Raw genomic sequence first — 26934 nt, forward strand, 5'->3', positions numbered from 1 at the left:
GAGGGGCGCTCGCGATCGTCACGAACGTGGTGGTGGGATGCGGTGGACGCTGCATGCGTGACTGACGAGAGCGCATGAGGCGGACGGCGAAATCGTGCAGGCCTGACGCCCTGGTGGCAGGTGTCTCATCAGCGAGGGCAATGTCTCTCGCTGGCGACGGTGACAAAAAAGCCCAGTCTCGCCGGGGAGAGCACGTATAAGCCGTAACCCATCGCGCAGGGAAAGCCGGGTTGTTCCCGGTTACACCTGAGGTCCTACCCCCGTGCTTTCTACATTGCACGGGGCCCATGGGTGCGATCGGCACCCGGCTTTCCCTGCGCCCTCTGCTTGAGGAGAGGGTGAAACGAGAGGCAGACCTCGGACGGATCATGTCGCGAGAATGCGAATGTGCGTCCTGATCCAAGAGCCGTCATCGCCGGACGCGTGGCAGCCAGTTCCTGCGGAGCTTGCAAAGCAGGAACTCTCGAAGGATGGTTAGGCGGTCCGCAACCTCACCCGAAGGATTCGCCGTGCCCGTCGACACCCAAGCCGCTACCGACCGCCTCATGCGCTTCCTCTCCGTCGAGGGTGTCACCGGAAAGGAGGCGGCGATCGGACGCGAGCTTACCGCTGCGTTGAAGGGCGTTGGCGTGCCGGCGGGGGCGATCCGCCTCGATGACGCCAACACGCGCATTCCCGTTCCGACGGAGACCGGCAACCTCATTGTCGATCTGCCCGGCCGCGGCGCGCTGCACAACCAGCCGCGGATCCTGTTCATGACGCATATGGACACCGTCCCGCTATGCGCCGGGGCGAAGCCCAGGGTTGCGCGGCGCAAGATCGTCAACGATGCGAAGACCGCGCTCGGCGGCGACAATCGCGCAGGCTGCGGCGTCCTCGTCACGCTGGCGGCCGAGCTGGCGAAGCAGAAGCTCGATCATCCGCCGATCACGCTGCTGTTCTGCGTGCGCGAGGAGAGCGGGCTTTGGGGCGCGCGCCACGTCAAGACCGCCGAGCTCGGCTCGCCGGTCATGGCCTTCAACTACGACGGCGGCTCTGCCTCCAATGTCACGATCGGCGCCGTCGGTGCGGATCGCTGGCAGGTCGAGATTATCGGCCGCGCCTCGCATGCCGGTGTCGCGCCCGAACGCGGCATCAGCTCGACCATGATCCTCGCGCTGGCGCTCGCCGACGTGAAGGCGCATGGATGGTTCGGCAAGGTGGTCAAGGGCAAGCGGCAGGGCACCAGCAATGTCGGCCCCGTCACCGGCGGGGAGGGACGACCGGCCGGCGACGCCACCAATGTCGTCACCGACTACGTGCATGTGCGCGGCGAAAGCCGCAGCCATGACGGCAAGTTCTTCAAGGAGATCACCAGGGCCTACAAGGCAGCATTCGAGAACGCCGCAAAACGCGTCAAGAACAGCGACGGCAAGTCCGGCCGCATCAAGTTCAAGGCCGAAACCGATTACCATCCGTTCCGCATGAAGGACAGTCTGCCGGTGGTCAAACGCGCGGTCGCGGGAGTCTCCGGGATCGGTGGGACGCCGGTGATCCGATCTGCGAGTGGCGGACTTGATGCGAACTGGATGGTTCGCCACGGCGTCCCGACCGTGACCTTCGGCGCCGGGCAGAACGAGCCGCACACGATCGACGAGTGGATCAATCTCGACGAGTACGATCGCGCGTGTGCGCTCGCGGTCCAGCTCGCGACGATGCGGTGAACTCCGGCTGGGATGCTAGAGCATGATCCGGAAAAGTGTGCAGCGGTTTTTCATCGCGACAAACGCGGAACGCGTTTGCGCGGAGATCATGCTCAAACAAGGAGCTGCGGAGATCATGCTCAAACAAGGAGCTAAAGCGCGATGACGATTCAGCCTTGTCTCATCGCGCTTCAGACCCAGCCGCCGTCGACGATGTAGTTCTGGTTGGTGCAGGCGCCGCTATCGTCGGCCGCAAAGAACAGGACGACGCGGGCGATGTCATCGGGCACCAGCTTGCGCTTGATGCATTGGCGCTGCATGAGTTCGGCCTCGCCTTCAGGCGTCAGCCACATGTCCTGCTGCCGTTGCGTCATGATCCATCCGGGCAGGATTGAATTGACCCGCACGTTGTTCGGCCCGAGATCGCGCGCGAGCCCACGGGTCAGGCCCTGAACCGCAGATTTGGCGGTGGTGTAGCAGGGCATGTTGCCCTGGCCGATCACCCAGCTCACCGAGCCCATGTTGACGATCGAGCCGCCTCCCGCCCGGATCATGTCAGGCGCGACCGCCTGAGCGGCAAAGAACTGGTGCTTCAGATTGACGGCGATCCGCTCGTCCCAGAATTCCGGCGTGACTTCCTCGATCGTGTGACGGTCGTCGCGGGCCGCGTTGTTGATCAGGATGGTGATCGGCCCGAGCGCCTCGCGGACACCTGCGATCGCGCGTCTCAGGGCATCGATGTCGCGCAGATCGGCGTGCTCGAACCGCGCGCTGGCCTGCGCGGGCAGGCTGGCCAGCAGCTGCTTGGAGGCATCCGCGTCGATGTCGATGAAACCGACCCGCGCGCCCTGGTTGACGAACTGGCGGACGATGGCTTCGCCGATGCCGGAGCCTCCGCCGGTCACCAGCACAGTGCGGTCCTTGAGGCTTGGGTAGATGGCGCCCTGCATTTGGCATCCTCTCGATATGCGCCTGACGGCGTCGGTTGCGTAGTTGCGGCTCACGTAAGGGCCGCGGGTTTCACTCGGTCGTTTCCATGTGGCTTCGGTCGACGACCCGCAGGGTCCGCCGCATCATGCCATCGACGATTGCCGCCGACTCGCTGGGGCGCAAGTGTATCGCCGTGGACTTGAGCAGCCATGGCAACACCGCCTGATCGAGCCGCTCCTCGTAGGCGCGGCGCATCATGTCGAAGGCCTGCAGGCCGGGACCCGCGAGAATGACATGATGCGGGCGCAGCACCGATATCGTCACGGCGACCGCCTCCGCAAGCGCGCGGCCTGCCTGCTGGAACAAGTGCTCGAGGCGAGGATCGCCGCCCAGCGCTCGCTCGCGCAGCAGCGCCATCTGTGCCTCGGACGGCTGCTGCGAGACTGCCGGCGGCAGGTCGAGAAAGGCGCGGGCATCGCGGTAGAGCGCATAGTCGGCGAGATAGGCCTCGATGCAGCCGCGCTGACCGCAGCGGCACTGCGGACCGTTGGGCGCCAGCTTGACATGGCCGATCTCGCAGCCTGCGTCGGCACCCCAGCGCGCTTCACCGTCGACGACGATGCCCATCCCGACGCCGTGGCCGACCATGATCGTGGCCGAGAGGCCCTGCGCCAGTGCCGGGTCCGAGGCTACGACGGCCAGCGCAACCGCGACGGCGTCGTTGGCCATCACGACCTCGACGCCGAATGCCTGGCGAAGCGGCCTCGCCAGATCGACTTCGGTGATCGACAGCGCCGGACTCCACAGATGTCGGCCGGTTTCGGCGTTGACGATGCCCTGCAGCGCAATGCCGATTCCCAGCAGCCGGTGCCGCGGGGTGGAGGTCGCGTCGAGCATGGCGTCGATCTGCGCGATCACGAGATCGCACAACGTGTCTGCGTCGAGGGCGCGCGTCGCGAGTGCGAACCGCGCTTGCGCCAAGCCGGCGCCGCTGAAATCCGCGATCAGCGTCTCAATCAGGTTCATGCGGACCGACACCGCGATGATGCGGCCAAACTCGGGGTTCAGATTGAGCAGGACCGCCGGCCGGCCACGGCGACGGCCACCCAGTCCATCCGCATCCTCTTCGTCGGAATCGTCGGGCCACGTTGCCGCCGCTCCGGCTTCGGCCTCGCACAGCAGTTCTTCGGCCATCATCTTCGATGTTATGGCGGAAATGGCCGGGAAGCTCAGCCCCGTGCTGCGTGCAAGCTCCACGCGCGGCAATGGCCCCTGGCGTCGAAGGACCTCGACGAGGCGGCCGCGGTTCGATCCACGAGCTACGCTCGAAGTACGTCTCGTCGGCTCAGGCTGCTCATCCATGTCGGCTTATTAATTCGATCCGTGAAATTAATCAACGTGTATAAGACAGACGAATGTCGAAACGCGCAGCCAACCACGCCATGTTGGACCGAAGATTCTATTCAAGATGGTGAATATCAATCAAGAACAGCCTTGACTGGCCATTTTGTTCCGCTAATTTGTTCAGCTCATAAATAAAATACAGGCGTCATGAGCGCCGTACGGGAATCCCCGTCAGGGGGTGCGAAAGGGAGGTGCAGATGAAGGGCTCAATGAAGAAGTTGATCGTGCCACTGCTGGCGAGCGTAGCCGCGCTCACGATGGCCACGGGCTTGGCACAGGCGCAGCAGAAGAAGACCATCGCGCTGGTGACCAATGTCGCGGCGGACTTCTGGACCATTGCCGGGCGCGGACTCGAGAAGGCGCAGAAAGAGCACCCGGACTACGATATCCAGTTGATCGTCACCAACGAAGGCACCGCGGCGGGCCAGCGGCGCGAGTTGGACGACCTGCTCGTGCGCGGGGTCGCCGGTATCTCCATCTCCGTCGACGACGCGCCGCACGCAACCGAAGAACTCAACAAGGTCGCGGCCAAGACCGTGTTGATCACGACGGATAGCGACGCCCCGCAGAGCAAGCGTCTCGCCTATATCGGCACCGACAACGTCGCGGCCGGGCGGCAGGCAGGCGAGGAGATCAAGAAGGCGCTGCCGAGCGGCGGCAAGATCGCCTTGTTCGTCGGAACGATGGACGCCGACAACGCCCGCGAGAGGGTGCAGGGCATCAAGGAAGCGATCGCCGGCACCAAGGTCGAACTGGTCGACGTGTTCACCGACCAGGTGGACTTTGCCAAGGCCAAGGCGAACATGGAGAACGTGCTCGTCAAATATCCCGACATCGCGCTGTTGTCCGGCTTGTGGAGCTACGAAACGCCACTGATCTATGACGCGGTGAAGGCGGCGGGCAAGGCCGGTAAGGTGAAGATCGTCGGTTTCGACGAGGACCAGCGGACACTGCGGGGCGTTGCCGACGGCACGATCGAATCGACGGTTGTGCAGCAGCCCTACGAGTTCGGCTATCTCTCCGCCACCAACATCATCAAGACGCTGAACGGCGACAAGTCCTGGATCCCGGCGGACGGCAAACTGATCGTGCCGACCAAGGTGATCAGCAAGTCCAACGTTGCGGAGTTCACGGCACAGCTGAAGGACCTGTTGAAGAAGTGAATTCAGTGTGCTGACCGCCCGGCTGCCACAGGCAGCCGGGCGTTGTGCGGAGAGGAAACGCCAAATGGCGGAAACGCTGCTTGAACTCAGCGGGATCAGCAAGACCTATCCCGGCATCCGGGCCCTCGACGACGTGTCCCTGCGCGTGTGTCGCGGCGAGGTGGTGGGCTTGATCGGCGAGAACGGCGCCGGCAAATCGACGCTGATGCGCGTTCTGGCCGGCGTGATCGCGCCGAGCGAGGGCGTGATCCGCATCGGCGGCAACGACCACGCCCGAATGACGGTGAGCGAGGCGACGCAGGCCGGAATAGCCTTCGTGCACCAGGAGCTGAACCTGTTCGAGAATCTCGACGTCGCGGCCAACGTGTTCATCGGGCGCGAGAAGCTTGCCGGCGGGCCGCTGAAGCTGGTTGACAACGCGGAGATGCGTGCCCGAGTGATGCCGCTGCTGGAGCGGCTCGGTGCCGATTTCACGCCGAGCACGCTGGTCGACAACCTGTCCATCGCGGAGCGCCAGATGGTGGAGATCGCGAAGGCGCTCTCGATTGACGCCCGCGTGATCATCATGGATGAGCCGACCTCCAGCCTGACGATTTCGGAGACTGAACGGCTGCTGGAGGTGATTGCCGACCTGAAGGCGCACGGCATCTCGGTGATCTATATCTCTCACCGGCTGGGCGAGATCATGACCTGCGCTGATCGCGTCGTGGTGCTGCGCGACGGGCGAACCGTGGGGGAGCTGGCGCGCGACGAGCTAAGCCATGCCGCAATGATCCGGCTGATGATCGGCCGCGACCTGAAGGCGCTGTATACGCCGCCCAAGCAGTCGCCGCAGCCGGGCGGCTGCGAAATTGCCGGCGTTGCGACAACAGCCTTTCCAGATCGGCAGATCAACCTTTCCGTTCGACGCGGCGAGATCCTCGGCCTGGCCGGCCTGGTGGGCGCCGGCCGCACCTCCCTTGCCCGCGCGGTCTTCGGCATCGACCCGCTGCTGGGTGGCGAGATCAGGATCGACAATGCGCCGGTCGGTGTCGCGTCGCCCCGGGACGCGATCAGGCAAGGAATCTACCTCGTGCCGGAGGACCGCAAGAAATCCGGGCTCGTGCTGGAACTGCCGATCCGGGAGAACGTGACGCTCGCGAGCTTGCTGGATTACGTGCGGATGTGGCTGGTCAACGGCGCGGCCGAGCGCAAGGTTGCGAAGGAACAGGCGAGGCGCCTGTCCATAAAGGCGCCGAGCATCGATATGGAGGTGGTGACGCTCTCCGGTGGCAACCAGCAGAAAGTCGTGCTGGGCAAGTGGCTCTCCATGCAGCCGCGCGTGATGTTCTTCGACGAGCCGACCCGTGGCATCGATGTCGGCGCCAAGAGCGAAATCTACGCACTGATGCGCAACCTCGCCGACCAGGGCGTCGCGATCGTGATGATCTCCTCCGACATGGAGGAGGTCATCGGCGTCTCCGACCGGGTGGCAGTGATGCATGAAGGCAGCGTCAGCGGCGTGCTCGAGCGTGAGCAGTTCAGCGAATACAACGTGCTTCGGCTGGCGGTCGGTCAAACGCTGGAAACCATGGAAGCCGCTGCATCATGATGAAGAAGGAACTCGGCCTTTTTCTGCTGCTGGCGGTGATCTCCGCCATCACGGGCGCGATCAATCCGGCCTTCCTGTCGTGGGTGAACCTGCTGAACATGGCCAATCTGATCGGGCTGTTCGGCGTGTTCGCGCTGGGCGAGGGGCTCGTGATCATCACAGGAGGCATCGATCTTTCGCTCGGCTCGATGTTCGCGCTGCTTGGCGTCGTCTTCATCGATCTTCTGACGACCTATGAGATTTTTTGGCCCTTCGCGCTTCTGCTGGTCCTGCTGGCCGGATTGGCGCTCGGGGCCATCCAGGGTTTCCTGATCACGCGGCTGAAAATGCAGCCCTTCATCGTGACGCTGTGCGGGCTGCTGATCTATCGCGGCGCTGCGCGCTACTATACGAGCGATTCGACGCGCGGCTTCGGCTACGGTGACGAGGCCAGCACGCTGAGCAACATCGCCTCCGGCAACATCGCGGGCATCCCGAACACCTTCATCTTCCTGATCATCCTGGCGCTGATCCTCGGCGTGCTGCTGCACCGCTCGGTCTACGGGCGCTGGCTCTATGCCGTGGGCAAGAACGAGGAAGCGGCGCGCTTCTCCGGCATCAGCACAAATATCGTGATTGCGACCGCCTACATCATCAGCGGCGGGCTCGCCGGGGTCTCAACCGTCTTATTCGTGTTCTATACCAACTCGGTCTCTCCGAGTTCTTTCGGCAATTTCTACGAGCTCTATGCGATCGCGGCGGCCGTCCTCGGGGGGTGCAGCCTGCGCGGCGGCGAGGGCTCGATCCTCGGCATCGTGCTGGGGACGGCGTTGCTGCAGGTGCTGCAGAACCTCGTGAATATCCTGGGCATCCCCAATTCCCTGAACTTCGCCGTGATGGGGACGGTGATTCTGGTTGGCGTGCTGGCGGATCAGCAGTTGCAGGCCCGTCGTCGCCGCAAGGCGGCGCTGGCCGGCCTGGCCCGCACGACGCCAAAGCCGACGCTTGGGCAGGGAAATCAGAATACGTCAGTGCGCGGCGCGACTGCATTGCCAACGAGCACGGGCGATCATGCATGACATCTCGATAACGAGAAGGCGCGACGAGGCGCTCCAGATCTGGTCGCTGCTACCGGGGTCAGGGAACAAGCGGAGGGCTTCGAACGCAAGTTCAGGGACACTTCTACCTAAGACCGAGAATGCCTGGGTCTTTGGAGCGCTCTCCGTGGTACACTTCTGACGTGCCAGCGGTCCGTTCGGATCGGAAAGCTGAACGGCTCCAACGCGAAAAATCCATGCATGCCCGTACGCGGGCATCCCGAGCCCGGGTTCGATCCGCTACCGCGCGCCGGACGCCAGGACTATCTGGAATGGCTGGTGAACCAGCACGTCTGAGCGAGGCCAACCATGGTAACCCCTCACGCTGCCGGGCAACCGGTCCTAGAGTTGACCGGTATCGGCAAGGAGTTCGGTGCGATCCGCGCGCTGCATGGTGTCGACATGCAGGTCTTCCCCGGAGAGGTGGTCGGGCTGATGGGTGACAATGGCGCGGGCAAGTCGACGCTCGTCAAGATCATCGCCGGCAATTTCCGGCCGAGCCATGGCGAGATCCGCTTCGCCGGCAATGCGGTCCATTTCAGCCGTCCGATCGATGCCCGCGCAGTCGGAATCGAGGTGGTCTACCAGGACCTCGCGCTCGCCGATAATCTCACGGCGGCGGCCAACGTCTTCCTCGGCCGGGAGCTCAAACGAAAGGTTGGTCCGTTCACCTTGCTCGATCACAAGGCGATGGCGGCGCGCGCGCTGGAGTTGTTTGGCGAGTTGCGCTCGGAGACCCGTCCGCACGACCTCGTCAAGCAGATGTCGGGCGGCCAGCGCCAAGCGGTCGCGATCGCGCGGACGCGGCTCTCCAACGCCAAGCTGGTGATGATGGACGAGCCGACGGCCGCGATCTCGGTCCGCCAGGTCGAGCAGGTCCTGGGCCTGATCCATCGTCTGAAGGAGCAGGGCGTCGCCGTCATGCTGATCTCGCACCGCATGCCCGACGTGTTCGCGGTTTGCGACCGCGTCGTCGTCATGCGCCGCGGCGAGAAGCGTGCCGACAAGGCGGTCGGCGACACCAGCCCCGAGGAAGTCACCTCCCTCATCACGGGAGCGAAGGAGGCTGCGTGATGGCCACGCCCCTGGAATCTCCCATCACCTTCACCAATGTCAGCAAGGCCAAATGGTGGCAGAGCGGTTTCTTTGCGTCGCAGACCGGCTACGTCCTGCTCGCGCTGGTGGTTCTGTTCGTCGTGATGAACTTCGCCAGCCCCTATTTCCTCACCGAGGGCAACATCCAGAACGTGGCCAAGAATTTCTCCTTCATCGCCATCGCCGCGCTCGGTGTGACGTTCATCATCATCACGGGCGGCATCGACCTCTCGGTCGGCTCGATGATGTGCTTTTCCGCGATGATCACGTCGATGGTCATGACCGGCCTCTCGACACCGGGCATGCCTGGTGCGTCATGGTTCGTGCATCTTGCCGCCGACGGCAAGACCGTGGTCGCCAACGTGCCGGGCTTAATTCTGCTGATTTCCGTCCTCTCGGGGCTCGGCGTCGCACTGATCGTAGGCCTCGTCAACGGCTTCTGCATCGCCGTGCTCGGGCTGTCGCCCTTCGTCACCACGCTCGGCATGCTCTCGATCGTGCGCGGGCTCTGCTACGTCGTCTCTAACGGCCGCGGCAGTTTTCCCGGCGGACCGGACGCCGATTACTTCTACGCGCTGACCTCGGGCAATGTGCTCGGGATGCCGGCTCCGTTCATCTATCTCGTGATCCTCGCGATCGCGATGGGGATCGTGCTGCACCACAGCAGTTTCGGTCGCCACGTCTTTGCGCTGGGCGGCAACGAGAAGGCGGCCGAGCTGACCGGCATACCGGTTGTTCGGGTGAAGATCGAGGTCTATGTGATCGGCGCGCTTGCGGCCGGTCTGCAGGGCATCATCATCTCCGGCTGGCTGGGATCGGCGCCGGCCAACATGGCGACGTCCTACGAGCTCAACGTGATTGCGGCCGCGGTCATCGGCGGTGCCAATCTCGCCGGGGGGCTCGGCGGCCCGCTCGGAGCCATCGTCGGCTGCGTGTTGCTCGAGGTGATCCGCAACGGCCTCGTGCTTGCGCAGGTCAACTCCTACTGGCAGCAGACCCTGGTGGGCGTGATCATCATCCTGGCGGTGCTGGTCGATCGCGTACGCTCGCGCATGGCCTGAAGCGCGACGCGATCGTCATCGCGCTTCAGCTTCTGGTTTGAGCATGATCGTTTCGGAAGCCAACGGATCATGCTTTCGAGAGACCCTCCTGGAGGGCAACGAACATGTTGCCTATCCGCCTCCCGGAGCCACAGATTTCCAAAGGATAGGCACAAGAAGCGTGGAGGGAAGCATGAGGAAGTTTCTTCTGGCCGGAATCGCTGTCGCGATGATGGCGACGCCCGCATTCGCGGCGAACTACAAATTCGTTATCGTGCCCAAGGCCATGAACAATCCGTTCTTCGACTTCGCGCGCGACGGCTGTGAGAAGCGCGCCAAGGAGCTCGGCAACGTCGAATGCGTCTACAAAGGTCCCGTCGAGCATGAGCCGGCGACGCAGGCGCAAATCATACAGGACTTCGTGACGCAGAAAGTAGATGGCCTTGCGATCTCGGTCGCCGACGTTGCGGCGATGACCAAATCGATCGAGGCGGCGACCGCGGCCGGCATTCCCGTCATCACCTTCGATGCCGATGCGCCGGGTTCGAAGCGGATCGCCTATATCGGCACCAACAACAAGGAATTCGGCCTCGCACTCGGCAAGCAGCTACTGCAACTTCGGCCGGAAGGCGGCAAATACGCGATGGTCTCGGGTGGTCCCGGCGCTGAGAATCTCGCCGAACGCGTCAACGGCGTCCGTGAAGCGCTCAAGGGCTCGAAGTGGACCGAAGTCGGAGGATCGCCGACCTTCTGCAACGACGATCCGGCGCTAGCGATCCAGCAGATGACCGATCTGCAGACCGCAACTCCGGACCTCGCCGCAATTATCCCGGTCGGCGGCTGGCCGATGTTTGCGCCGGAAGGTTTCAAGGCGTTCGCCAGCAAGAAGAAGAGCGATATCGACTCCGGCAAGTTCACGCTGGTCGTGGCCGACACCCTCAGAATGCAGCTCGAGCTGCTGCGCGACGGCTATGCAAACGCCCTGGTCGGTCAGCGTCCGTTCGAGATGGGCGAGAAGGCGATGGATACGCTGCTTGCGATCAAGAAAGGCGAGAAGGTGCCGGAGATCGTCTACACCGGTCTTGACCTGGTGACGAAGGACAACGTTGCGAAGATGTTGAAGTAGGGGCGTTCGCAAAGTCCCGGCGGCCTCTCCCGTTGCGGAGAGGCCGCCGGCCAACGGCGCCGCCGATGCAGGACCGGGGGGTGTTCGGCCGGTCTTTGACAGGCGCAAGCAAGGAGGCTAGCGGTAGATTGGCTTGGGATAGGGCTGATGACGATCACGCTAACCGACCTGAACAGCGCAGGCCGCGACGAGTTCGTCGCCGCGCTCGGCAATATCTTCGAACATTCGCCGTGGATCGCGGAGCAGGTGGCGATGGGGCGGCCGTTCGCAGGCGTCACCCAGTTGTTTTCTGCGATGAAGGGTGCAATCGAGCGGGCGCCCGTCGAGTTGCGGTTGGCCCTGATCAAGGCGCATCCCGATCTTGCCGACAAGGCCCAGCGGGCCGCCGGCCTGACCGCAGAGTCGGATTCCGAGCAGACCAGCGTCGGGCTGGATCGACTGTCGGACGCCGAATATGAAGCGTTCGAGCGCTTCAACAACGCCTATCGCTCGAAGTTCGGTTTCCCCTATATCGTCTGCGCGCGTCGTCACACCAGGGATTCCATCCTGCGCGATTTCGAGCGACGGTTGCCGAACGATCCGGCGGCCGAAACACAACGATCGCTCGAGGAGATTTGCCGGATCGCGGCGCTTCGGCTCGATCAGCTGGTCGCCGCGGACGACAGGCTGCCGGTGCACGGTCGGCTCTCGACCCATGTGCTGGATACCCACAGCGGCATGCCGGCGGCAGGGATCGCGGTGGAACTGATCGAGCTTGCCGATCTCGGCGCGAGCCGCGTGGTCGCGCGCACCACCACGAACTCGGACGGTCGTACCGATCAGCCCCTGATCGGCGGCCGCCCGGTGCCGTCAGGCAAATATGAGCTGACGTTCGGCGTTGGCGTCTACTTTGCGATGCGCGGGGTGGCGCAGTCGGATCCGCCGTTCCTGGATCGCATTCCATTGCGCTTTTCCGTCAGCGAGCCCGAGGGACATCTCCACGTCCCACTGCTGGTGACGCCGTGGAGCTATGCGACCTATCGCGGCAGCTAGCCGTCGGGTGTTCCGGCTCGCATGATGCGGCGGTGACCGAGCCTGCCCACAGGCTTGCCGGTGGCACGAACGTTGCTCAATATCGGCCGGAACACCGCGGGATTCCCCACGCAATCGCCCGCCAGGCTGGAGGCTTCGAGATGCCGTTGATCAAGAACCGGTACGGAAAGGGCGGCGTCCGCGTGATGAGGATCCATCGCGACGGCGATCGGCAAGAGGTCAGCCAACTCGATATCAAGGCGATGGTCGAGGGCGATTTTGCCCGTACCTACACCCATGGCGACAATGCGACCACGGTGTCGACCGACACCATCAAGAACGTCGTCAACGTCGTGGCGCGGGAGAATACCGGCCTGTGCGCCGAGGAATTCTGCCAGGTGCTGGCGAACAAGTACCTCGAAACCTATCCACAGATCTCGTCCGTCGCCATCACCTCCCACGAGACGAAATGGAGCCGGCTGAGCTTCCACGGCAAGCCGCATCCGCACAGCTTCGTGCTCGATGCGAACGGCAAGCCGACGGTCGAGGTGTCGATGACACGTGGCGGCGCATCAACCCTGGTGTCGGGTATCGACGGATTTGCCTTCATGAAGTCGACCCAGTCGGGCTGGGAGAACTACGTCAAGGACCGCTACACGACGATCCCGCCGACGGCCGACCGCATCTGCGCGACCAGCATGGTGGCGTCCTGGGTGTGGTCGGGAAAGCCCGGGAGCTATCCGGCGACAAACGGAAGGATTCTCGACACGGTGCTGGAAGTGTTTTCGACCACCTACAGCAAGAGCGTGCAGGACAGCCTCTACCGCATGGGCGAGGCGGCGCTGGCGGCGGTGCCGGAGATTTCCGAGATCAGCATGGCCTGCCCGAACATGCACTTCATTCCGATGAACCTGTCGGCGTTCGGGCTGGATAACAACAATGACGTGTTCCTGCCGACGGACGAGCCGCACGGCCAGATCGAGTGCACGGTGGGGCGGGGTTAGGCAGGATCCTGCTCTCCGCGGAACTTCTTCAGCAGCGCCGGAAACAGCCGGTCCGGCTTGAAGGGCGTGTCGGTGAAGCGGATGCCGGTGGCGTCCGCGATCGCATTGCCGAGCGCAGCGGCGACCGGAGTGTAGGGGCTTTCGCTCATCGACTTCGCGCCCATCGGCCCGACGGCGTCCGTGGTGTCGGCGAAGTAGACCTCGGTTCGGGGGACGTCGGCAAAAGACGGCAGGTGATAGTCGCGGAACTTTGCGTTGATCACGCGGCCGTTGTCGTCGATCACCATTTCCTCGTAGAGCGCGGCACCGAGAGACTGCGCGACACCCCCCTCGACCTGACCGCGGCATTGCATGGGATTGGCGACCCGGCCGGCGTCGGCGGCCTGCACGCTCTTCAGGATTCTTGTTTCGCCGGTGCCCTTGTTCACCGCGACCCGAAACCCATGCACGTTGAAGGCAACCGAGCGCGGCGTTCCGTCGGAGGTGCCGCTGGCCTCCAATGTACGGCCGCTGCCGATTGCCGCGCCGGCGAGTTCGGCATAGGAGAGGCGCCGTTTGCCGCACACAACATGCTCGTCTTCGAGCAGGCAGGCGGAGGGATCGACGTCGGTGATATGAGAGGCCAGGGCCCGCAGGTCGCGCGCCAGCTTCTCCGCTGCCGCCTGCGTCGCACGTCCGGCCACGAAGGTACCGGTGCTACCGTAGGCGCCGGTGTCGTGGCCGCCATGCACGGTGTCGGATTGCCTGAGATGGACCCGGTCGACCGAGGCCGCAAGCACCGTGGCGGCGATCTGGCGATGCACCGTGCTGGTGCCGTTGCCGAACTCGGCGGTACCGACCGTGAGCTCGACGCTGCCATCGGCGCGAAGCGCGATCTTGCAGTCCGCGATATGACCCGCCGGCGGCACCGTGTCGATCATTGCCAGAGCGCTGCCGTTGCCGATCAGCCAGTCGGCGGAGAGCTCAGGCCTGGTCGCATCGGCTGCCATCGCGCGCTCGACGAGATCGAGACATTGGTCGAGCCCATAGGATCCGTACATCACGTCGTGATACGCGGAGCCCGGCGGGGCGAGCATGGGATCTCCGGGTTTCACGACGTTTCGCCGACGCATCTCGAACGGCGAAAGGTCGAGTTGCCTTGCGAGCTCGTCGATCGCCGCCTCCACCGCAATCACGGTCTGCGGCAGGCCATAGCCGCGAAAGGCGCCGGCAGGCACCGTATTGGTGTAGCAGGCGACGGCATCGACCTTCTTGTTGGGGCAGTTGTACACGCTGATGCTTTCGCTCACCGCGTGGAACAGCACCGGGCCGGCATGATTGCCATAAGCACCGGTGTTGGAGATCACGTCGAGCTGAAGCGCGGTCAGCTTGCCATCCTCGTCGGCTCCGGCCTTGATCGTCACGCGCATCGGGTGTCGCGTGGAGGTCGCGACGAACTGCTCCTCGCGGGTCAGCTCAAGCGCCACGGGCCTGCCGGTCCGCAATGCAGCGAGTGCCAGGATATCCTCGACCAGCATCTCCTGCTTGCCGCCAAAGCCACCGCCGACGCGTTCGCAGAACACGCGAACCTTGTCCGGCGGCAGTTGAAACAGGTCTGCCAGCGTTCGCCGGGTCAGGAACGGGACCTGGGTGCTGGAACGGACATTGAGGACATCAGACCCATCCAGCCAGGCCAGTCCACCATGGGTCTCGAGCGCGGCGTGCTGCAGCCGCTGCGCGGTGAAGGTGCCTTCGTAGGAAACGGCGGATCGGGCCAGGGCGCGCGCGACATCGCCATATTCGCCATGCGTTTCGGCGGCGACATTGCGCGCAGCGTTGGCGATGCGATGTGCCGGCGTCTTGTCACCATGGATGATCGGGGCGCCATCGGCCATCGCCGCCTCGGGATCGAACACGGCCGGAAGCAATTCGTAGTGGACCTTGAGCTTGCGGCAAGCGTCCTCTGCCGCCCCCTCGGTATCCGCGACCACGGCCGCGACCTTCTGGCCGACGAAGCGGACGACGTCGTCGAGGATTCGGGTATCGTCGGGATCCATCCAATCCCGTTCGTGCCGGGCTGTCGAGAACAGGCGGTCGGGTGCATCGTCATGCGTCAGCACCGCGTGCACGCCTGGAACCGCCAGCGCCGCCGTCTTGTCGATCGCGACGATGCGCGCGTGCGGATGCGGCGAGCGCAGCAGCTTGATATGCAGGAGGCCCTCGATCGCGGTGTCGAACGTGAACCGCGCAGCGCCTCGCACGACAAGCGGGCCTGCGGGTGCGCCCAGGCTGCGGCCAAAGGCCGGTCCTGTCGGAACAGCTTCGATGTTTATCTTGCCGTCGAGCGCATCCTCGATCGATCGGTACCCGGTGCATCGACAGATATTGCCCTTCAGTGAAGCGCCGAGGTCCTGCCGCTGGGCCTGGTTCAGCGAAGCGCAGGTCAGAATCATGCCGGCGGTGCAAAAGCCGCACTGAAAACCTTGTGCATCCACGAACGCCTGTTGCAGTGGATGGATGCCGCCATCGGGCGCCAGCCCTTCGATCGTGGTGACTGCGTGGCCATCGGCCCGAAAAGCCGGAATCAGGCAGCTATGAACCGGCTCGCCATCGAGCAGGACCGTGCAGGCGCCGCAGTCGCCGGCGTCGCAGCCCTTCTTGACCCCGAAATGGCCTGTTTCACGCAGGAACGTGCGCAGGCACTGTCCGGCGCGTGGCCTGTCCGTGAATGCCTTGCCATTGATCACGATCGTCATGGCCGCACCTGCAATTCACGGCGGATTTCCTCTGCGAGCCGCAGCGTCATGTGCCTGCGCCACAATGGCTTGCCGTGGACATCGGTGTGGTAAAGCGTGTCGGGGATGCCCTGCGATATCGCCTGTCGAAGCTCATCGGCGGCGGGCAGCGCGGAAAATGCCAATTGGACGGGACGGACGGTCGAGGCTGTGACGGTCAGCTCAAAGCCGCCGTCACCAGCCAGGCTTCCGATCAGCAGCCCAGCCGAGCGGCCGACCGGCGTCAGCGAGATCTGGCGGAACGCCGATCGACGTTTCAGCGCTGCGAGCGGAATGTCGATCTGCCGTAGCAGGTCGCCGGGCTGCAGCACGTTCCGTTGATTGCCGGTCACGAAATCCACCACCGGTATCGTGCGTTCGCCGCCATTGACCTGCCAGATCGTGCAGATACCGTTGAGCGCTGCGGTCAGCGAGATCATCGGCCCGGCCGGCAGAGACATGCAGAGGTTGCCGCCGATGGTTGCGGTCTTCCAGATCTTGAAGGAGGCAAGAAAGGCGCGGCAGCATCGATTGACCAGCTGCGCGGCGATCCAATCAGGAGGACACTGGAGGCCGTCGAGTTGCGCAACCGTGCATGTCGCGGCGATCGAAAGCCCGGCATCGTCGATCGCCAATGCCGGCCAGTTCAGATCAGTGAGATCAATCAGCCGCGTCAAGTCGACCTGCGGCTCGGAGAACAACCACGTCCCGCCCGCGAGCCAGGCATCGCCTGCCATCCAGGCGGGTAGTTCATCACGTGCCCTCGGTCGGACAATTTCGGTGATGGTGTTCAGGTCCATTGATACATCTTCGCTTTCAAGAGGATGCATCCTTGGCTATGAAATCCTGCGGGACCGGCGCCAGCTGTCGTGGCGGCCGGGACAGTCCTTGCAAGCCGACCAGGATGTAGTGGTTGCGGAGATCTGACGTCATGGAGCAAATGCGGCCGATCTGGATCCGGGATCCTCTCGCCATACTCGCGGACGGCGCCGAGCGCGGAGCCGTTGTAAAGGACGGCAGGATCGTCGAACTGGTCGCACGCGGGCGCGAGCCGTCCACGCCAGATACCGTGGTCTTTGATGCGTCGGCACATGCTGTCCTGCCCGGCTTGATCAATACCCACCATCATTTCTTCCAGACGCTGACGCGGGCGCTGCCGGCGGCGCTCGACCGTGAGCTGTTTCCCTGGCTGCGAGCGCTCTATCCGGTCTGGGCGAGGCTGGCACCCGAATCGCTCGACCTTGCCGTAACCGTTGCGATGTCTGAACTGCTGCTGTCCGGTTGCACCACGACGACCGATCATCACTACGTGTTTCCAGCCGGGCTGGAAGATGCCGTTGACATCGAGGTGGCCGCCGCCCGGCGCCTCGGCATCCGCGTGTTGTTGACGCGCGGGTCGATGAATCGCTCGCAACGCGACGGCGGCCTGCCGCCGGACAGCGTGGTGCAGGACGAGGATACGATTCTTGCCGATAGCGAGCGCGTCATCGCGCGGCACCATGAGCGTGGCACTGAGGCCATGGTGCAGATCGCGCTCGCGCCATGCTCGCCGTTCTCGGTGACGACCTCGCTGATGACCAGGACCGCCGCGCTGGCCGAAAAGCTTGACGTTCGCCTCCATACACATCTGGCGGAAACCGAGGACGAGAACCGGTTCTGCCTCGAGATGCACAACTGCCGGCCGCTGGACTATCTGGAGCAGTGCGGCTGGCTGAATGGGCGCACCTGGCTGGCACACGGCATCCATTTCAATGCCGATGAGATGAAGCGCCTCGGCCGCGCCAAGACGACGATCAGTCACTGCGCGTGCAGCAACCAGGTTCTTGCATCCGGCTGTTGTCCGGTCTGCGATATGGAGGAGGCCGGGGTTGGTATCGGGCTCGGCGTCGACGGTTCCGCGTCGAACGATGCGTCCAACCTGATGCAGGAGGTCCGCGCCGCGTTTCTCGTGCAGCGGGCGCGCTACGGCGTCACCCGCGTCGGTCACCGGGACGCGCTGCGCTGGGCGACAAAGGGCTCCGCTGCCTGTGTTGGTCGTCCCGAGCTCGGCGAAATCGCGGTCGGCAATGCGGCCGATCTTGCCCTGTTCAAGCTCGACGAACTGCGATTCTCGGGCCATGGCGATCCGCTCGCGGCGTTGGTGCTGTGCGGCGCGCATCGTGCCGACAGGGTGATGGTTGGCGGCAAATGGGCCGTGATCGACGGCGCCATTCCCGGCCTCGATATACCGGACCTGATCCGCCGCCACGGCGCTGCCGCGCGCGCTATGTCCGGGCGGTAGGGGCCCATGCGGGGGCCTGGGCACCGCTGCCCAGGCCCTCACTGTCTCGCCGGGAGTCACTTCCCGGGAATCGCTTCGTCGATGCCCTTCACGTAGAAGTTCATGCTGAGGATCTGGTCATCGGACAGGTGCTCACCCTTGCATTCGACCTGTTTGCCGTCCTGTCCGATGATCGGGCATTTGAACGGATGCAGCTTGCCATCCTTGATCGCGGCTTCGGTGTCCTCGGCAATCTTCTTCACGTCATCAGGCATGTTGGTATAGGGCGCCATCACCACCATCTTCTCCTTCAGGCCGTCCCAGGTGTTTTCGGACGCCCACTTGCCGTCGAGCTCGGCCCTGACGCGCTCGATATAGTAGGGGGCCCAGTTGTCGATGATCGAGGTGAGCTGGGTCTTCGGGCCGAACTTGATCATTTCGGAGTCCTGGCCGAATGCGAGCTTGCCGCGCTCGGCTGCGACCTGCATCGCTGCCGGACTGTCGGTGTGCTGCATGATCACGTCGGCGCCCTGGTCGATCAGTGCCTTCGCGGCATCGGCCTCCTTGCCCGGATCGAACCATGAGTTGACCCAGATGATCTTGACCTTGATGTTCGGGTTGATGGTCTGTGCCGCCAGCATCGTGGAGTTGATGCCCGAGATGACTTCGGGAATCGGGAAGGACCCGATATAGCCGAGCACTCCGGACTTCGACATCCTAGCCGCGATCAGGCCCTGGATGTAGCGGCCTTCATAGAACCGACCGGAATAGGTCGACATGTTCTTGTCACGCTTGTAGCCGGTCGCATGCTCGAAATGCACGTTCGGATACTTCTTGGCGACCTTCAGCGTCGGCTCCATGTAGCCGAACGACGTCGTGAAGATCAGCTTGTTGCCGGCGCGGGCGAGTTGCTCGATGGAGCGCTCGGCGTCCGGACCTTCGCTGACATTCTCGAGGTAGGTGGTCTCGATCCTGTCGCCGAGCTCCTTCACCAGCGCCTGACGGGCGAGATCATGCTGATAGGTCCAGCCGAGATCCCCGATCGGTCCAAGATAGATGAATCCGACCTTGAGCTTGTCGGCGGCGTGTGCGCCGAACAGACCCGCTCCGGTCGCGAGCATCGCTGCGGCTGCCGCAACGAAAAACTTTCTCATGTCTTTCTCCTGTTGGCGGGCTAACGGACATATTTCCCGACGCACGGCGCCCCGTTCCGCGCGGTTAGGGTCATCATCGATCGGGCACGAACACGGTTCCAAGCGCTGCCGGTGCGGTCGAGCCACCGGTGCGAGCGCGCGAAATCAGGACAAGGACGATGACGGTCGCGAGATACGGCAGCGCCGACATGAGCTGGGAAGGAATGCCGATCCCGGCACCCTGCGCGTGCAATTGCAGGATGCTCACCGCGCCGAACAGATAGGCGCCGATCACGAGCCGTCCCGGAAGCCAAGAGGCGAACACGACGAGCGCGAGCGCGATCCAGCCGCGGCCTGCGGTCATGCCGGGGATGAAGAATGGCGTGTAGCCCAGCGGCAGGTAGGCTCCCGCAAGTCCGGCGCAGGCGCCGCCGAACATCACGGCGCATGTTCTGATCCGGAGCACGGGGTAGCCGAGCGCGTGCGCGGAAATGTGATTGTCGCCGCAGGCACGCAGGATCAGCCCGGGACGGGTGCGGTACAGGACGTACCAGACGGCGACGATCAGCACGAGCGACAGGTATACGAATGCATCCTGACCGAACAGGATGCGGCCGACCAGGGGGATGTCCGTCAACCCGGGAACGTGGAGATGCGGCGCAGGGGTGATTTTCTCGCCGACGAAGCGAGCGCCGATCAGGCCCGACAGCCCGATGCCGAAGATGGTCAAGGCCAGTCCGGTCGCGACCTGGTTGACCGCGAGGCCAAGAGCCATCAGCGCAAAGATCAGCGACATCAGTATGCCCGCGAGCATGCCGCACAACGCGCCGACGATGATCGAACCGGAGAGCCAGGCGCCGCCGAAGCCGCAAGCCGCGCCGACGATCATCATGCCCTCGACGCCAAGGTTGAGAACGCCGGCGCGCTCGGTCACCAGCTCGCCGGTCGCCGCCAGCAGCAGCGGCGTGGAGGCCGCGAGCACCGAGAGGAGGATGGCTTCAATGAGCTCCACTTTGCACCTTGGATGACGCGGCAATGAGCCGGAAGCGGTACAAGATCAGGGAATCGCAAGCGAGCACATAGAACAGCAGGATACCCTGGAAAACCTTGGTGACGTCCAACGGGATCTTCATCGCGATCTGGGCCTGTTCGCCGCCAATGAAGGTCAGTGCGAGGAACAGCGCCGCGACCAGGATACCAATCGGATTCAGCCGCCCCAGGAATGCGACGATGATGGCGGTGAAGCCATAGCCCGGCGAGATGCCGGGTTGCAGGTGGCCGACGGGACCGGCGACCTCGACGATTCCGGCAAGTCCTGCAAGCGCGCCGGAAATCGCGAAAGTCAGTAGGATCAACCGCGTGGCGTTGAAGCCGCCGAACCGCGCGGCGCGGGGAGCTGCGCCGACCACGCGGATCTCGAAGCCATTGATGGTCCTGCCGAGCAGCACGGCCCCGGCGGCGACCACAGCCAGCGCGATGATCGCACCGAGATGCAATCGGCCGCCTTCGATCAGCACCGGAACGGTCGCGACCGGATCGAACTCGGCCGTGGTCGGAAAATTGAAGCCCTTGGGGTCGCGCCAGGGGCCGCGCACGAGATAGTCGAGCAGCAGGTCGGCAACGTAGACCAGCATCAGTGACGTCAGGATCTCGCTGGCGCCGAATCTGACTTTGCAGATCGCGGGGATCAGCGCGTAGAGTGCTCCCGCGAGCGCGCCAAGCAGGAGCATCGCCGGTAATACCCAATGGCCGGCATCGGTGCCCTGGGTCTTCACGGCGAGCCAGCTTCCCGCGACGGCGCCGATCAGGAACTGGCCTTCGGCGCCGATGTTCCAGGCGTTGGCGAGATAGCAGAGCGACAATCCGATTGCGATCATGACCAGCGGTGTCGCCTTTACCGCGATCTCCTGCAGGGAATAGCCGTCAATCAGCGGATCGATGAAGTAGACACCAAGCGCCGATAACGGATTCTTGCCGAGGATCGCGAACAGGATGCTCATGGTGACCAAGGTGAGTCCGATTGCGATCAGCGGCGACACCAGCGCGATCGTGGCCGATCGTTCGGCGCGTTTCTCAAGCACGAGCTGCATGCGGCGCCTCCGTGCTGTCGATGCTGCTGCCACCCATGAGGAGGCCAAGCCTTTCGCGGCTCGCTTCCACGGTCTTCAACGGTGCCGAGAGGCGGCCATGGAACATCACGGCGATGCGGTCGGTGATTTCGGCGAGCTCGTCCAGATCCTGGCTCGTCACAAGGACGGCGGCGCCGCTTGCGGCAAGATCAAGCAGGGCCTGGCGGATCACGGCAGCGGCGCCTGCATCCACGCCCCAGGTCGGCTGGTTCACCACCAGGACGACCGGCTCGCGCAGGATCTCGCGGCCGACGACGAATTTTTGCAGGTTGCCGCCTGACAGGCTTGCCGCTTCCGGATCGCGTTTGGCCTTGCGCACATCGAAGGTCTCGGTCGTCCGATCAACGGTCTTCAGCATCGCGGCGGTGTTCACGAAACCTCGCCGGACCATGTTGCCGGTGGCATGCCCGGTCAGCAGCGCGTTCTCGGACAGCCGCATCCGCGGCGCAGTGGCGTGTCCGAGCCGTTCCTCGGGAACGAAGGCCGCACCGAGTTTGCGGCGCTGGGTGATCGAGAGATGTCCGGCAGCATGGCCGTCGATCACGATCGTGCCGGGCTCTTTCGACAGCCGTTCGCCCGACAGCGCGGCGAACAGCTCGTCCTGTCCATTGCCGGCCACGCCAGCGATGCCCAGGATCTCGCCGCCTCTGAGCTCAAAGCCGATGTGCTCGAGCCAAACGCCGTGGGGATCGTCCGGTGTCAGGCAGAGGTCGTTGACGATGAGGCGGGGGACGGTGATCCGCCGGTCCGCTGCGGCCCTTACCTGCTTGATTTCGCCGCCGACCATCATCCGGGCCAGCGATGCCGCAGTCTCCGCCTTCGGATTGCAGGTCGCGACCTTCCTGCCGCCGCGCAGGATGGTCGCGGTGTCGCAAAGGCGCTTCACCTCTTCAAGCTTGTGGCTGATGTAGAGGATGGCGCGGCCTTCGGCCTTGAGGCGATTGAGCACGGTGAAGAGCTGGTCCGCCTCCTGGGGAGTCAGCACCGCGGTCGGTTCGTCGAGGATCAGGAATCCCGGGTTTTGCATCAAGGCGCGGACGATCTCGATACGCTGCCGTTCGCCGACGGAGAGTTGCCAGACTTCGCGCCTGGGATCCAGCGGCAGACCGTATGTTTTCGATACCTGCTCCAGCCGTGCCGATATGTCCCTGAAGGATTCCTTGCCGTCGAGGCCGAGCGCGACATTCTCGGCAACCGTGAGATTGTCGAACAGCGAGAAGTGCTGGAACACCATGCCAATGCCGTGGGCGCGAGCCTCGGAGGGGCCCGCCAGCACCATCGGGCGGCCGCGCCAGCGCATCTCACCTTCGGTCGGCTGGATCAGCCCGTATATCGTCTTCACCAGGGTTGATTTTCCAGCGCCGTTTTCGCCGAGCAGGGCATGGATCTGCTCTGGCCAGATATCGATGTCGATCCGGTCGTTGGCGAGGAAAGTGCCATAGCGCTTGGTCAGGCCCGCCGCTTGAAACAACGGCGCGGCTGCGGTGTGCAGGGCGGCAGGCATCGGGTCTGACATGCGTCGGTGGCACAGCTCTACGGAAGGACTGCCTCAATACTGTGCTAGATCGTGCGGGGAGGTAAGGGGGAAAAAGCGCCGGCGAGGGCTCGATCGGCGGCCGACTTCGCCGCGCAGCGCCGGACAGAATTCTAGCGGGGTGCGAACGGTGCGAAAGATCCGAGATATGGTTTCGGTCGTGGCGGCGCATAAGCTCCGGTCTTGGATGTCTTGAGGCCCAACGCACCGAATGCTTCCGCAAGCTTGACCGCACTCGCGACCCCGTCGATCACGGGCAGCCCGTGTTTCTCCGACAGCCGCGCGGCCAGATCGGCCATGCCTGCGCATCCGAGCACGACCACTTCGGCGTGATCCTCCTGCTTCGATCGTTCGATTTCCTCACTGATCTGTGCGGCCGCATTGGACGCGGGGTCATCGAGGGACAGAACGGGCACTTCGCATGCGCGCACCTTCGCGCACCGGCTGGCCAGCCCGTACTTCAAGAGATTGTTCTCGATGGCCGCGATCGACCGGGAGAGGGTGGTCACGACGGTGAAACGATGGCCGAGCATCGCGGCCAGATGAAACGCCGCTTCGCCGATCCCGATCACGGGAGCCTGCGAGATGCAGCGCGCCGCCTCGAGGCCGGTATCGTCGAAACAAGCAATGATGTGCGCGGACACGCCTGCTGCATCACCTTTGGCGATCTCGGCCAGCAGTCCGGGCACCGAAAATGCCTCGTCATAATAACCTTCGATGGAAATCGGCCCATCCGCCGGGTTGACGGCGATGATCTCGGTTCCCGGGGCTGCGACGGCCCTGCCGGCCCGGCCGATCTTCTCCGTCATGGCAGCGGTGGTGTTCGGGTTGACGATCAGGATGCGCATGAGGTCGGTTCTACACCATTCCCTTGCCTGCGTCCGATCCGTGACGTCTTTGCCGGGCCTGAAGCACGAGGATGACAACCAGCGCCAGGAAAATGACGAGAAAGGAAACGGCGCTCGTCAGCGTGCCGAGCGCATAGATGTCCGGCTTTGTAACTGTCGTCGTCAGGCCCTGCAGATCAAGGGGCAGCGTATTGACGGAGCCGATGGTCTGGCTCGATCGCGCAAGTTCATCCCAGGACAAGGTGAATCCGAACAGACCGATACCCACGACCGACGGCAATATGATGGGCAGCACAACATGCCGAAACGTCTGCCACGGCGTTGCCCCGAGGTCGCGCGCCGCCTCTTCAAGACGACCATCGAACCTGTTGAAGATCGCAAACATGATCAGGAGGCCGAAGGGCAGGGTCCAGGTCAGATGTGCGCCAAGCCCCGAAGTGAAGAGCCCCATCGCCGTTGTCCAACTTGTAGCGCCGCTCTTGATGATGAAATCGTCAAGCAGGCGGAATTCCAGCGCGATGCCGAGCGAGGTAATGATCGAGGGCATGATCAGGCTTGCGATGGCGACATAAAACAGGAACGACGCACCGCGGAACGACCTGCGGAAGGCCAGGCCCGCCGAAACCGAGAGCACGACCGTCAACAGCATGACGACGAGGCCAAGCTGAAGCGACCGCTTGAACGAGGCCCCGATGTCGACGATACCGGAACCGGAGAACACCTTGCCGAACCACACAAGGGACACGCCATTCATGGGAAAGGTCAGGCCGCCATCAGGTCCCTGAAACGACAGGATGTAGATTGCGAACATCGGCCCGTAGAGAAACAGGACGTAGGCGGTGAAAAACGCAGCGAGAAAGTAGAAGGATCGCGGTCGCTTCTCGCCCATCTCACAGCTCCTTGCGAATATCGACGACCCGGGTCAGCGCAGAAATGATCAGGATGGTGACGCCGAGCAGGATGACCGCATTGGCTGCAGCCGCCGGGAATTGCAATGCGTTCAGGCGCGCCTCTATGATCTTTCCTGCCGATGCAATCTGTTGACCTCCCATGACTCCTATCGTGACAAAATCACCCATCACGATGGTGATCACGAAGATCGAGCCGATGACGATTCCGGGTTTCGCCAGGGGAATGATGACATTCAGCAGGGTCTGCCATCCGGTGGCGCCGGCGTCATAGGAGGCTTCGATCAACCGCTTGTCGATACGGATCATCGAATTGAAGATCGGCACCACCATGAAGAACGTGAAGAGGTGAACGAGGGCGAGCACGACGGAAAACTCGGAGAAGAGCAGCCATTCCAGCGGCTGCCTTATCAAGCCCACGCCCTCGAGGCCCCTGTTGACCAACCCGTTCCGGCCAAGCAGCGGAATCCACGCGATCATGCGGATCACGTTCGACGTCCAGAACGGGATGGTGCAGAGCAGGGTGAGTACGATCTGCCAGGTCTTCGATCGGACGTGGAATGCGAGAAAATAGGCGACGGTAAAGCCGATCAGCAGGGTCAGGGCCCAGGTCAGCAGGCACAGTTTGAGTGTGTTCAGATAGGTCTTCAGGATGGTGCAGAGGCTGGGCAACTCCGCAATGCATCCCTCGAAGGTATCGCTGTAGCCACGCAGGCTGAATGCCGGAATCATTTCATATTCGTTGTAGTCCCACGCGCTGACAACAGTCACGAAGAGCAACGGCAAGAGAAAGAACAGCGCGAAAACGAGCATCATCGGTGCGGCCTGAAGCCAGGCAACGAAGGTCTTGCGGTGTTGCTTCATCGAAGGGGCCAATCGCAGTGATGGCGAAGAAGGACTTGCCATGCGCCGTGGCCCGGCAAGTCCTTCAGATCGAGTTCCCTGGATTGCATCAAGCGGCGATGAATTCATTCCACTTGCGTACCATGTAGTCGTTCTCGTCCATGACGGCGTTCCAGCAGGCGACCGCACCCATGCGGTCGTCGTAGGATCCCCCGTCGCGCTTGGCGCCGGCCTTCTCGAGAACAGTGCCGTCGGGTGCCTTGATGTCGCTGACGGCGGCCTTGCCTTCCATCCAGTAACCCCACTCGTCGGCCGTCATGTTGGCCTTGGCAGTCGACAGCACAGCGGAATAATAACCCTGACGATTGAGATAGGCGCCTGCCCAGCCCGACAGATACCAGTTTACGAATTCATAGGCCCAATCGAGCTTGGGTCCCGACACCGCCTTCGAGACGCAGAAGCCCGATGCCCACGAGCGATAGCCTTCCTTGAGCGGCTGGAAAATGCATGGAATTCCCATCGAGCGCACCTTGGTGACCGCGGGCGACCACATCGACTGGATGACCGTTTCACCCGATGCCATCAGGTTGACGGATTCGTTGAAATCCTTCCAGAACGCGCGGAACTGGCCGGCCTTTTTGGCTTCCGTCATGATCTTCATCGTGAGATCGATCTCGGCCTTCGTCATGTTGCCCTTGTCGGTATAGGTATGCTGACCGGTGGCCTCGACCACCATCGCGGCATCCATGATCCCGATCGAGGGAATGTTGAGGATCGAGGCCTTGCCCTTGAATTCGGGATTGAGCAGTTCGGTCCATGATGAGATCGGCCGCTTGATCAGGTCGGGCCGGATACCGAGCGTGTCGGCATTGTAGACCGTCGGGATCAGTGTCACGAATTCGGTCGGCGTTTTGGAGAACGTCTTGGAGTTCGGCCCCTCAAGGTAGAGCACCTTCCACGGCGCGGTGCCCTGGTCGCCGATCTTCTTGCCGTTCGGCAACTGGCCCTTGGTAAACACCGGGGTGATGTTGTCGAATTCCTTGATCTTCTTGGCGTCGAGCGCAAAGATATTGCCTGAGGGCACGAGCTTCTTCAGCGAGAAGTATTCCGTATCCAGCACATCAAACGAGTTCGGTTGCGTGATCACGCGTTTGGTGACGTCGTCGGTGGTTGCCGTGATGTATTCGATCTTGATCCCGGTATCTTCCAGGCATTTCTTCGAGATCTCGTCGCCTTCGTTCACCGCCGTTCCGAGATAACGCAGAACTTTCGGATCCGCCGAGTAGACGTACGGGAATCCGGTAATTGCACCCGAACCCGCCGCAAGGCCGACGGCTCCGGCCGCGCCCTTCAGCACTGCGCGACGACTGACGCCACGATTGAGTTTCGAAGATTTGGTCATGA

At 63.3% G+C, this 26934-nt stretch carries 22 protein-coding genes; 10 read left to right on the top strand and 12 right to left on the bottom strand.

Annotated features, from left to right (window positions below):
* Positions 1 to 509 precede the first annotated feature (509 nt).
* Positions 510 to 1703, top strand: a complete 1194-nt coding sequence (locus JQ586_RS35540; RefSeq protein ID WP_212399300.1) for a M20/M25/M40 family metallo-hydrolase — start codon at positions 510 to 512, stop codon at positions 1701 to 1703.
* Positions 1704 to 1873: 170 nt separating this feature from the next.
* Here the strand turns inward: JQ586_RS35540 and JQ586_RS35545 are convergent, their stop codons facing one another.
* Entirely contained in the window at positions 1874 to 2632 is a 759-nt protein-coding gene (locus tag JQ586_RS35545; protein WP_212399301.1) for an SDR family NAD(P)-dependent oxidoreductase, read from the bottom strand.
* Between the two features lie 70 nt (positions 2633 to 2702).
* The gene (locus JQ586_RS35550) at positions 2703 to 3974 is read right to left on the bottom strand and encodes an ROK family protein (protein WP_212399302.1); all 1272 of its coding nucleotides are present in this window, start codon (positions 3972 to 3974) and stop codon (positions 2703 to 2705) included.
* Positions 3975 to 4213: 239 nt separating this feature from the next.
* Between JQ586_RS35550 and JQ586_RS35555 the strand changes: the two genes are divergently transcribed.
* From JQ586_RS35555 to pucL, 8 genes are all read left to right on the top strand, one after another.
* On the top strand, positions 4214 to 5179 hold the full coding sequence (locus JQ586_RS35555; protein ID WP_212399303.1) for a sugar-binding protein: 966 nt from the start codon (positions 4214 to 4216) through the stop codon (positions 5177 to 5179).
* Between the two features lie 64 nt (positions 5180 to 5243).
* Positions 5244 to 6770, top strand: a complete 1527-nt coding sequence (locus tag JQ586_RS35560) for a sugar ABC transporter ATP-binding protein (protein ID WP_212399304.1) — start codon at positions 5244 to 5246, stop codon at positions 6768 to 6770.
* Positions 6767 to 7828, top strand: a complete 1062-nt coding sequence (locus tag JQ586_RS35565; RefSeq protein ID WP_212399305.1) for an ABC transporter permease — start codon at positions 6767 to 6769, stop codon at positions 7826 to 7828. Before JQ586_RS35560 ends, JQ586_RS35565 begins: the two co-directional genes overlap by 4 nt.
* Before the next feature lie 327 nt (positions 7829 to 8155).
* Positions 8156 to 8920, top strand: coding sequence for an ATP-binding cassette domain-containing protein (locus JQ586_RS35570; RefSeq protein ID WP_212399306.1), 765 nt, complete (start codon positions 8156 to 8158; stop codon positions 8918 to 8920).
* Positions 8920 to 10002, top strand: a complete 1083-nt coding sequence (locus tag JQ586_RS35575; RefSeq protein WP_212399307.1) for an ABC transporter permease — start codon at positions 8920 to 8922, stop codon at positions 10000 to 10002. The genes JQ586_RS35570 and JQ586_RS35575 overlap by 1 nt, the downstream gene beginning before the upstream one ends.
* A 172-nt stretch (positions 10003 to 10174) precedes the next feature.
* A complete protein-coding gene (locus JQ586_RS35580) occupies positions 10175 to 11107 on the top strand; it encodes a sugar-binding protein (protein ID WP_212399308.1) in 933 nt (310 codons plus the stop codon).
* Positions 11108 to 11254: 147 nt separating this feature from the next.
* Positions 11255 to 12139, top strand: a complete 885-nt coding sequence (gene uraD / locus JQ586_RS35585; protein WP_409334567.1) for a 2-oxo-4-hydroxy-4-carboxy-5-ureidoimidazoline decarboxylase — start codon at positions 11255 to 11257, stop codon at positions 12137 to 12139.
* A 140-nt stretch (positions 12140 to 12279) separates the two neighbouring features.
* The gene (gene pucL, locus JQ586_RS35590) at positions 12280 to 13122 is read left to right on the top strand and encodes a factor-independent urate hydroxylase (protein WP_212399309.1); all 843 of its coding nucleotides are present in this window, start codon (positions 12280 to 12282) and stop codon (positions 13120 to 13122) included.
* Here pucL and JQ586_RS35595 read toward each other — a convergent pair.
* On the bottom strand, positions 13119 to 15857 hold the full coding sequence (locus JQ586_RS35595) for a molybdopterin-dependent oxidoreductase (protein WP_212399310.1): 2739 nt from the start codon (positions 15855 to 15857) through the stop codon (positions 13119 to 13121). The genes pucL and JQ586_RS35595 overlap by 4 nt on opposite strands.
* Positions 15854 to 16675 carry an FAD binding domain-containing protein gene (locus JQ586_RS35600; RefSeq protein WP_212399311.1) on the bottom strand — a complete coding sequence of 274 codons (822 nt, stop codon included), beginning with the start codon at positions 16673 to 16675 and terminating at the stop codon, positions 15854 to 15856. Before JQ586_RS35600 ends, JQ586_RS35595 begins: the two co-directional genes overlap by 4 nt.
* 131 nt (positions 16676 to 16806) lie before the next feature.
* Between JQ586_RS35600 and JQ586_RS35605 the strand changes: the two genes are divergently transcribed.
* Positions 16807 to 18156, top strand: a complete 1350-nt coding sequence (locus JQ586_RS35605) for an 8-oxoguanine deaminase (RefSeq protein ID WP_212399312.1) — start codon at positions 16807 to 16809, stop codon at positions 18154 to 18156.
* A gap of 56 nt (positions 18157 to 18212) precedes the next feature.
* Here the strand turns inward: JQ586_RS35605 and JQ586_RS35610 are convergent, their stop codons facing one another.
* The 8 genes from JQ586_RS35610 to JQ586_RS35645 all read right to left on the bottom strand — a co-directional run bounded on the left by JQ586_RS35610 (position 18213) and on the right by JQ586_RS35645 (position 26932).
* Positions 18213 to 19289, bottom strand: coding sequence for a BMP family ABC transporter substrate-binding protein (locus JQ586_RS35610; protein ID WP_212399313.1), 1077 nt, complete (start codon positions 19287 to 19289; stop codon positions 18213 to 18215).
* Positions 19290 to 19362: 73 nt separating this feature from the next.
* Positions 19363 to 20280 (bottom strand): ABC transporter permease, encoded by a 918-nt coding sequence (locus tag JQ586_RS35615; protein ID WP_212399314.1) that lies wholly within the window; start codon positions 20278 to 20280, stop codon positions 19363 to 19365.
* On the bottom strand, positions 20267 to 21358 hold the full coding sequence (locus tag JQ586_RS35620) for an ABC transporter permease (RefSeq protein ID WP_212399315.1): 1092 nt from the start codon (positions 21356 to 21358) through the stop codon (positions 20267 to 20269). Before JQ586_RS35620 ends, JQ586_RS35615 begins: the two co-directional genes overlap by 14 nt.
* Complete coding sequence (locus JQ586_RS35625; RefSeq protein WP_212399316.1) at positions 21342 to 22913, bottom strand: ABC transporter ATP-binding protein; 1572 nt, start codon at positions 22911 to 22913, stop codon at positions 21342 to 21344. Before JQ586_RS35625 ends, JQ586_RS35620 begins: the two co-directional genes overlap by 17 nt.
* A 131-nt stretch (positions 22914 to 23044) precedes the next feature.
* Positions 23045 to 23779: an aspartate/glutamate racemase family protein gene (locus JQ586_RS35630; protein ID WP_212399317.1), complete on the bottom strand. Its 735-nt coding sequence runs from the start codon at positions 23777 to 23779 to the stop codon at positions 23045 to 23047.
* 10 nt (positions 23780 to 23789) lie between these two features.
* Complete coding sequence (locus JQ586_RS35635) at positions 23790 to 24668, bottom strand: ABC transporter permease (RefSeq protein WP_212399318.1); 879 nt, start codon at positions 24666 to 24668, stop codon at positions 23790 to 23792.
* A gap of 1 nt (position 24669) precedes the next feature.
* Positions 24670 to 25551: an ABC transporter permease gene (locus tag JQ586_RS35640; RefSeq protein ID WP_249148575.1), complete on the bottom strand. Its 882-nt coding sequence runs from the start codon at positions 25549 to 25551 to the stop codon at positions 24670 to 24672.
* Positions 25552 to 25639: 88 nt separating this feature from the next.
* Positions 25640 to 26932 carry a PotD/PotF family extracellular solute-binding protein gene (locus JQ586_RS35645; RefSeq protein WP_212399319.1) on the bottom strand — a complete coding sequence of 431 codons (1293 nt, stop codon included), beginning with the start codon at positions 26930 to 26932 and terminating at the stop codon, positions 25640 to 25642.
* Positions 26933 to 26934 lie beyond the last annotated feature (2 nt).

It is taken from the genome of Bradyrhizobium jicamae, assembly GCF_018130215.1.
Taxonomy (GTDB): domain Bacteria; phylum Pseudomonadota; class Alphaproteobacteria; order Rhizobiales; family Xanthobacteraceae; genus Bradyrhizobium; species Bradyrhizobium jicamae_A.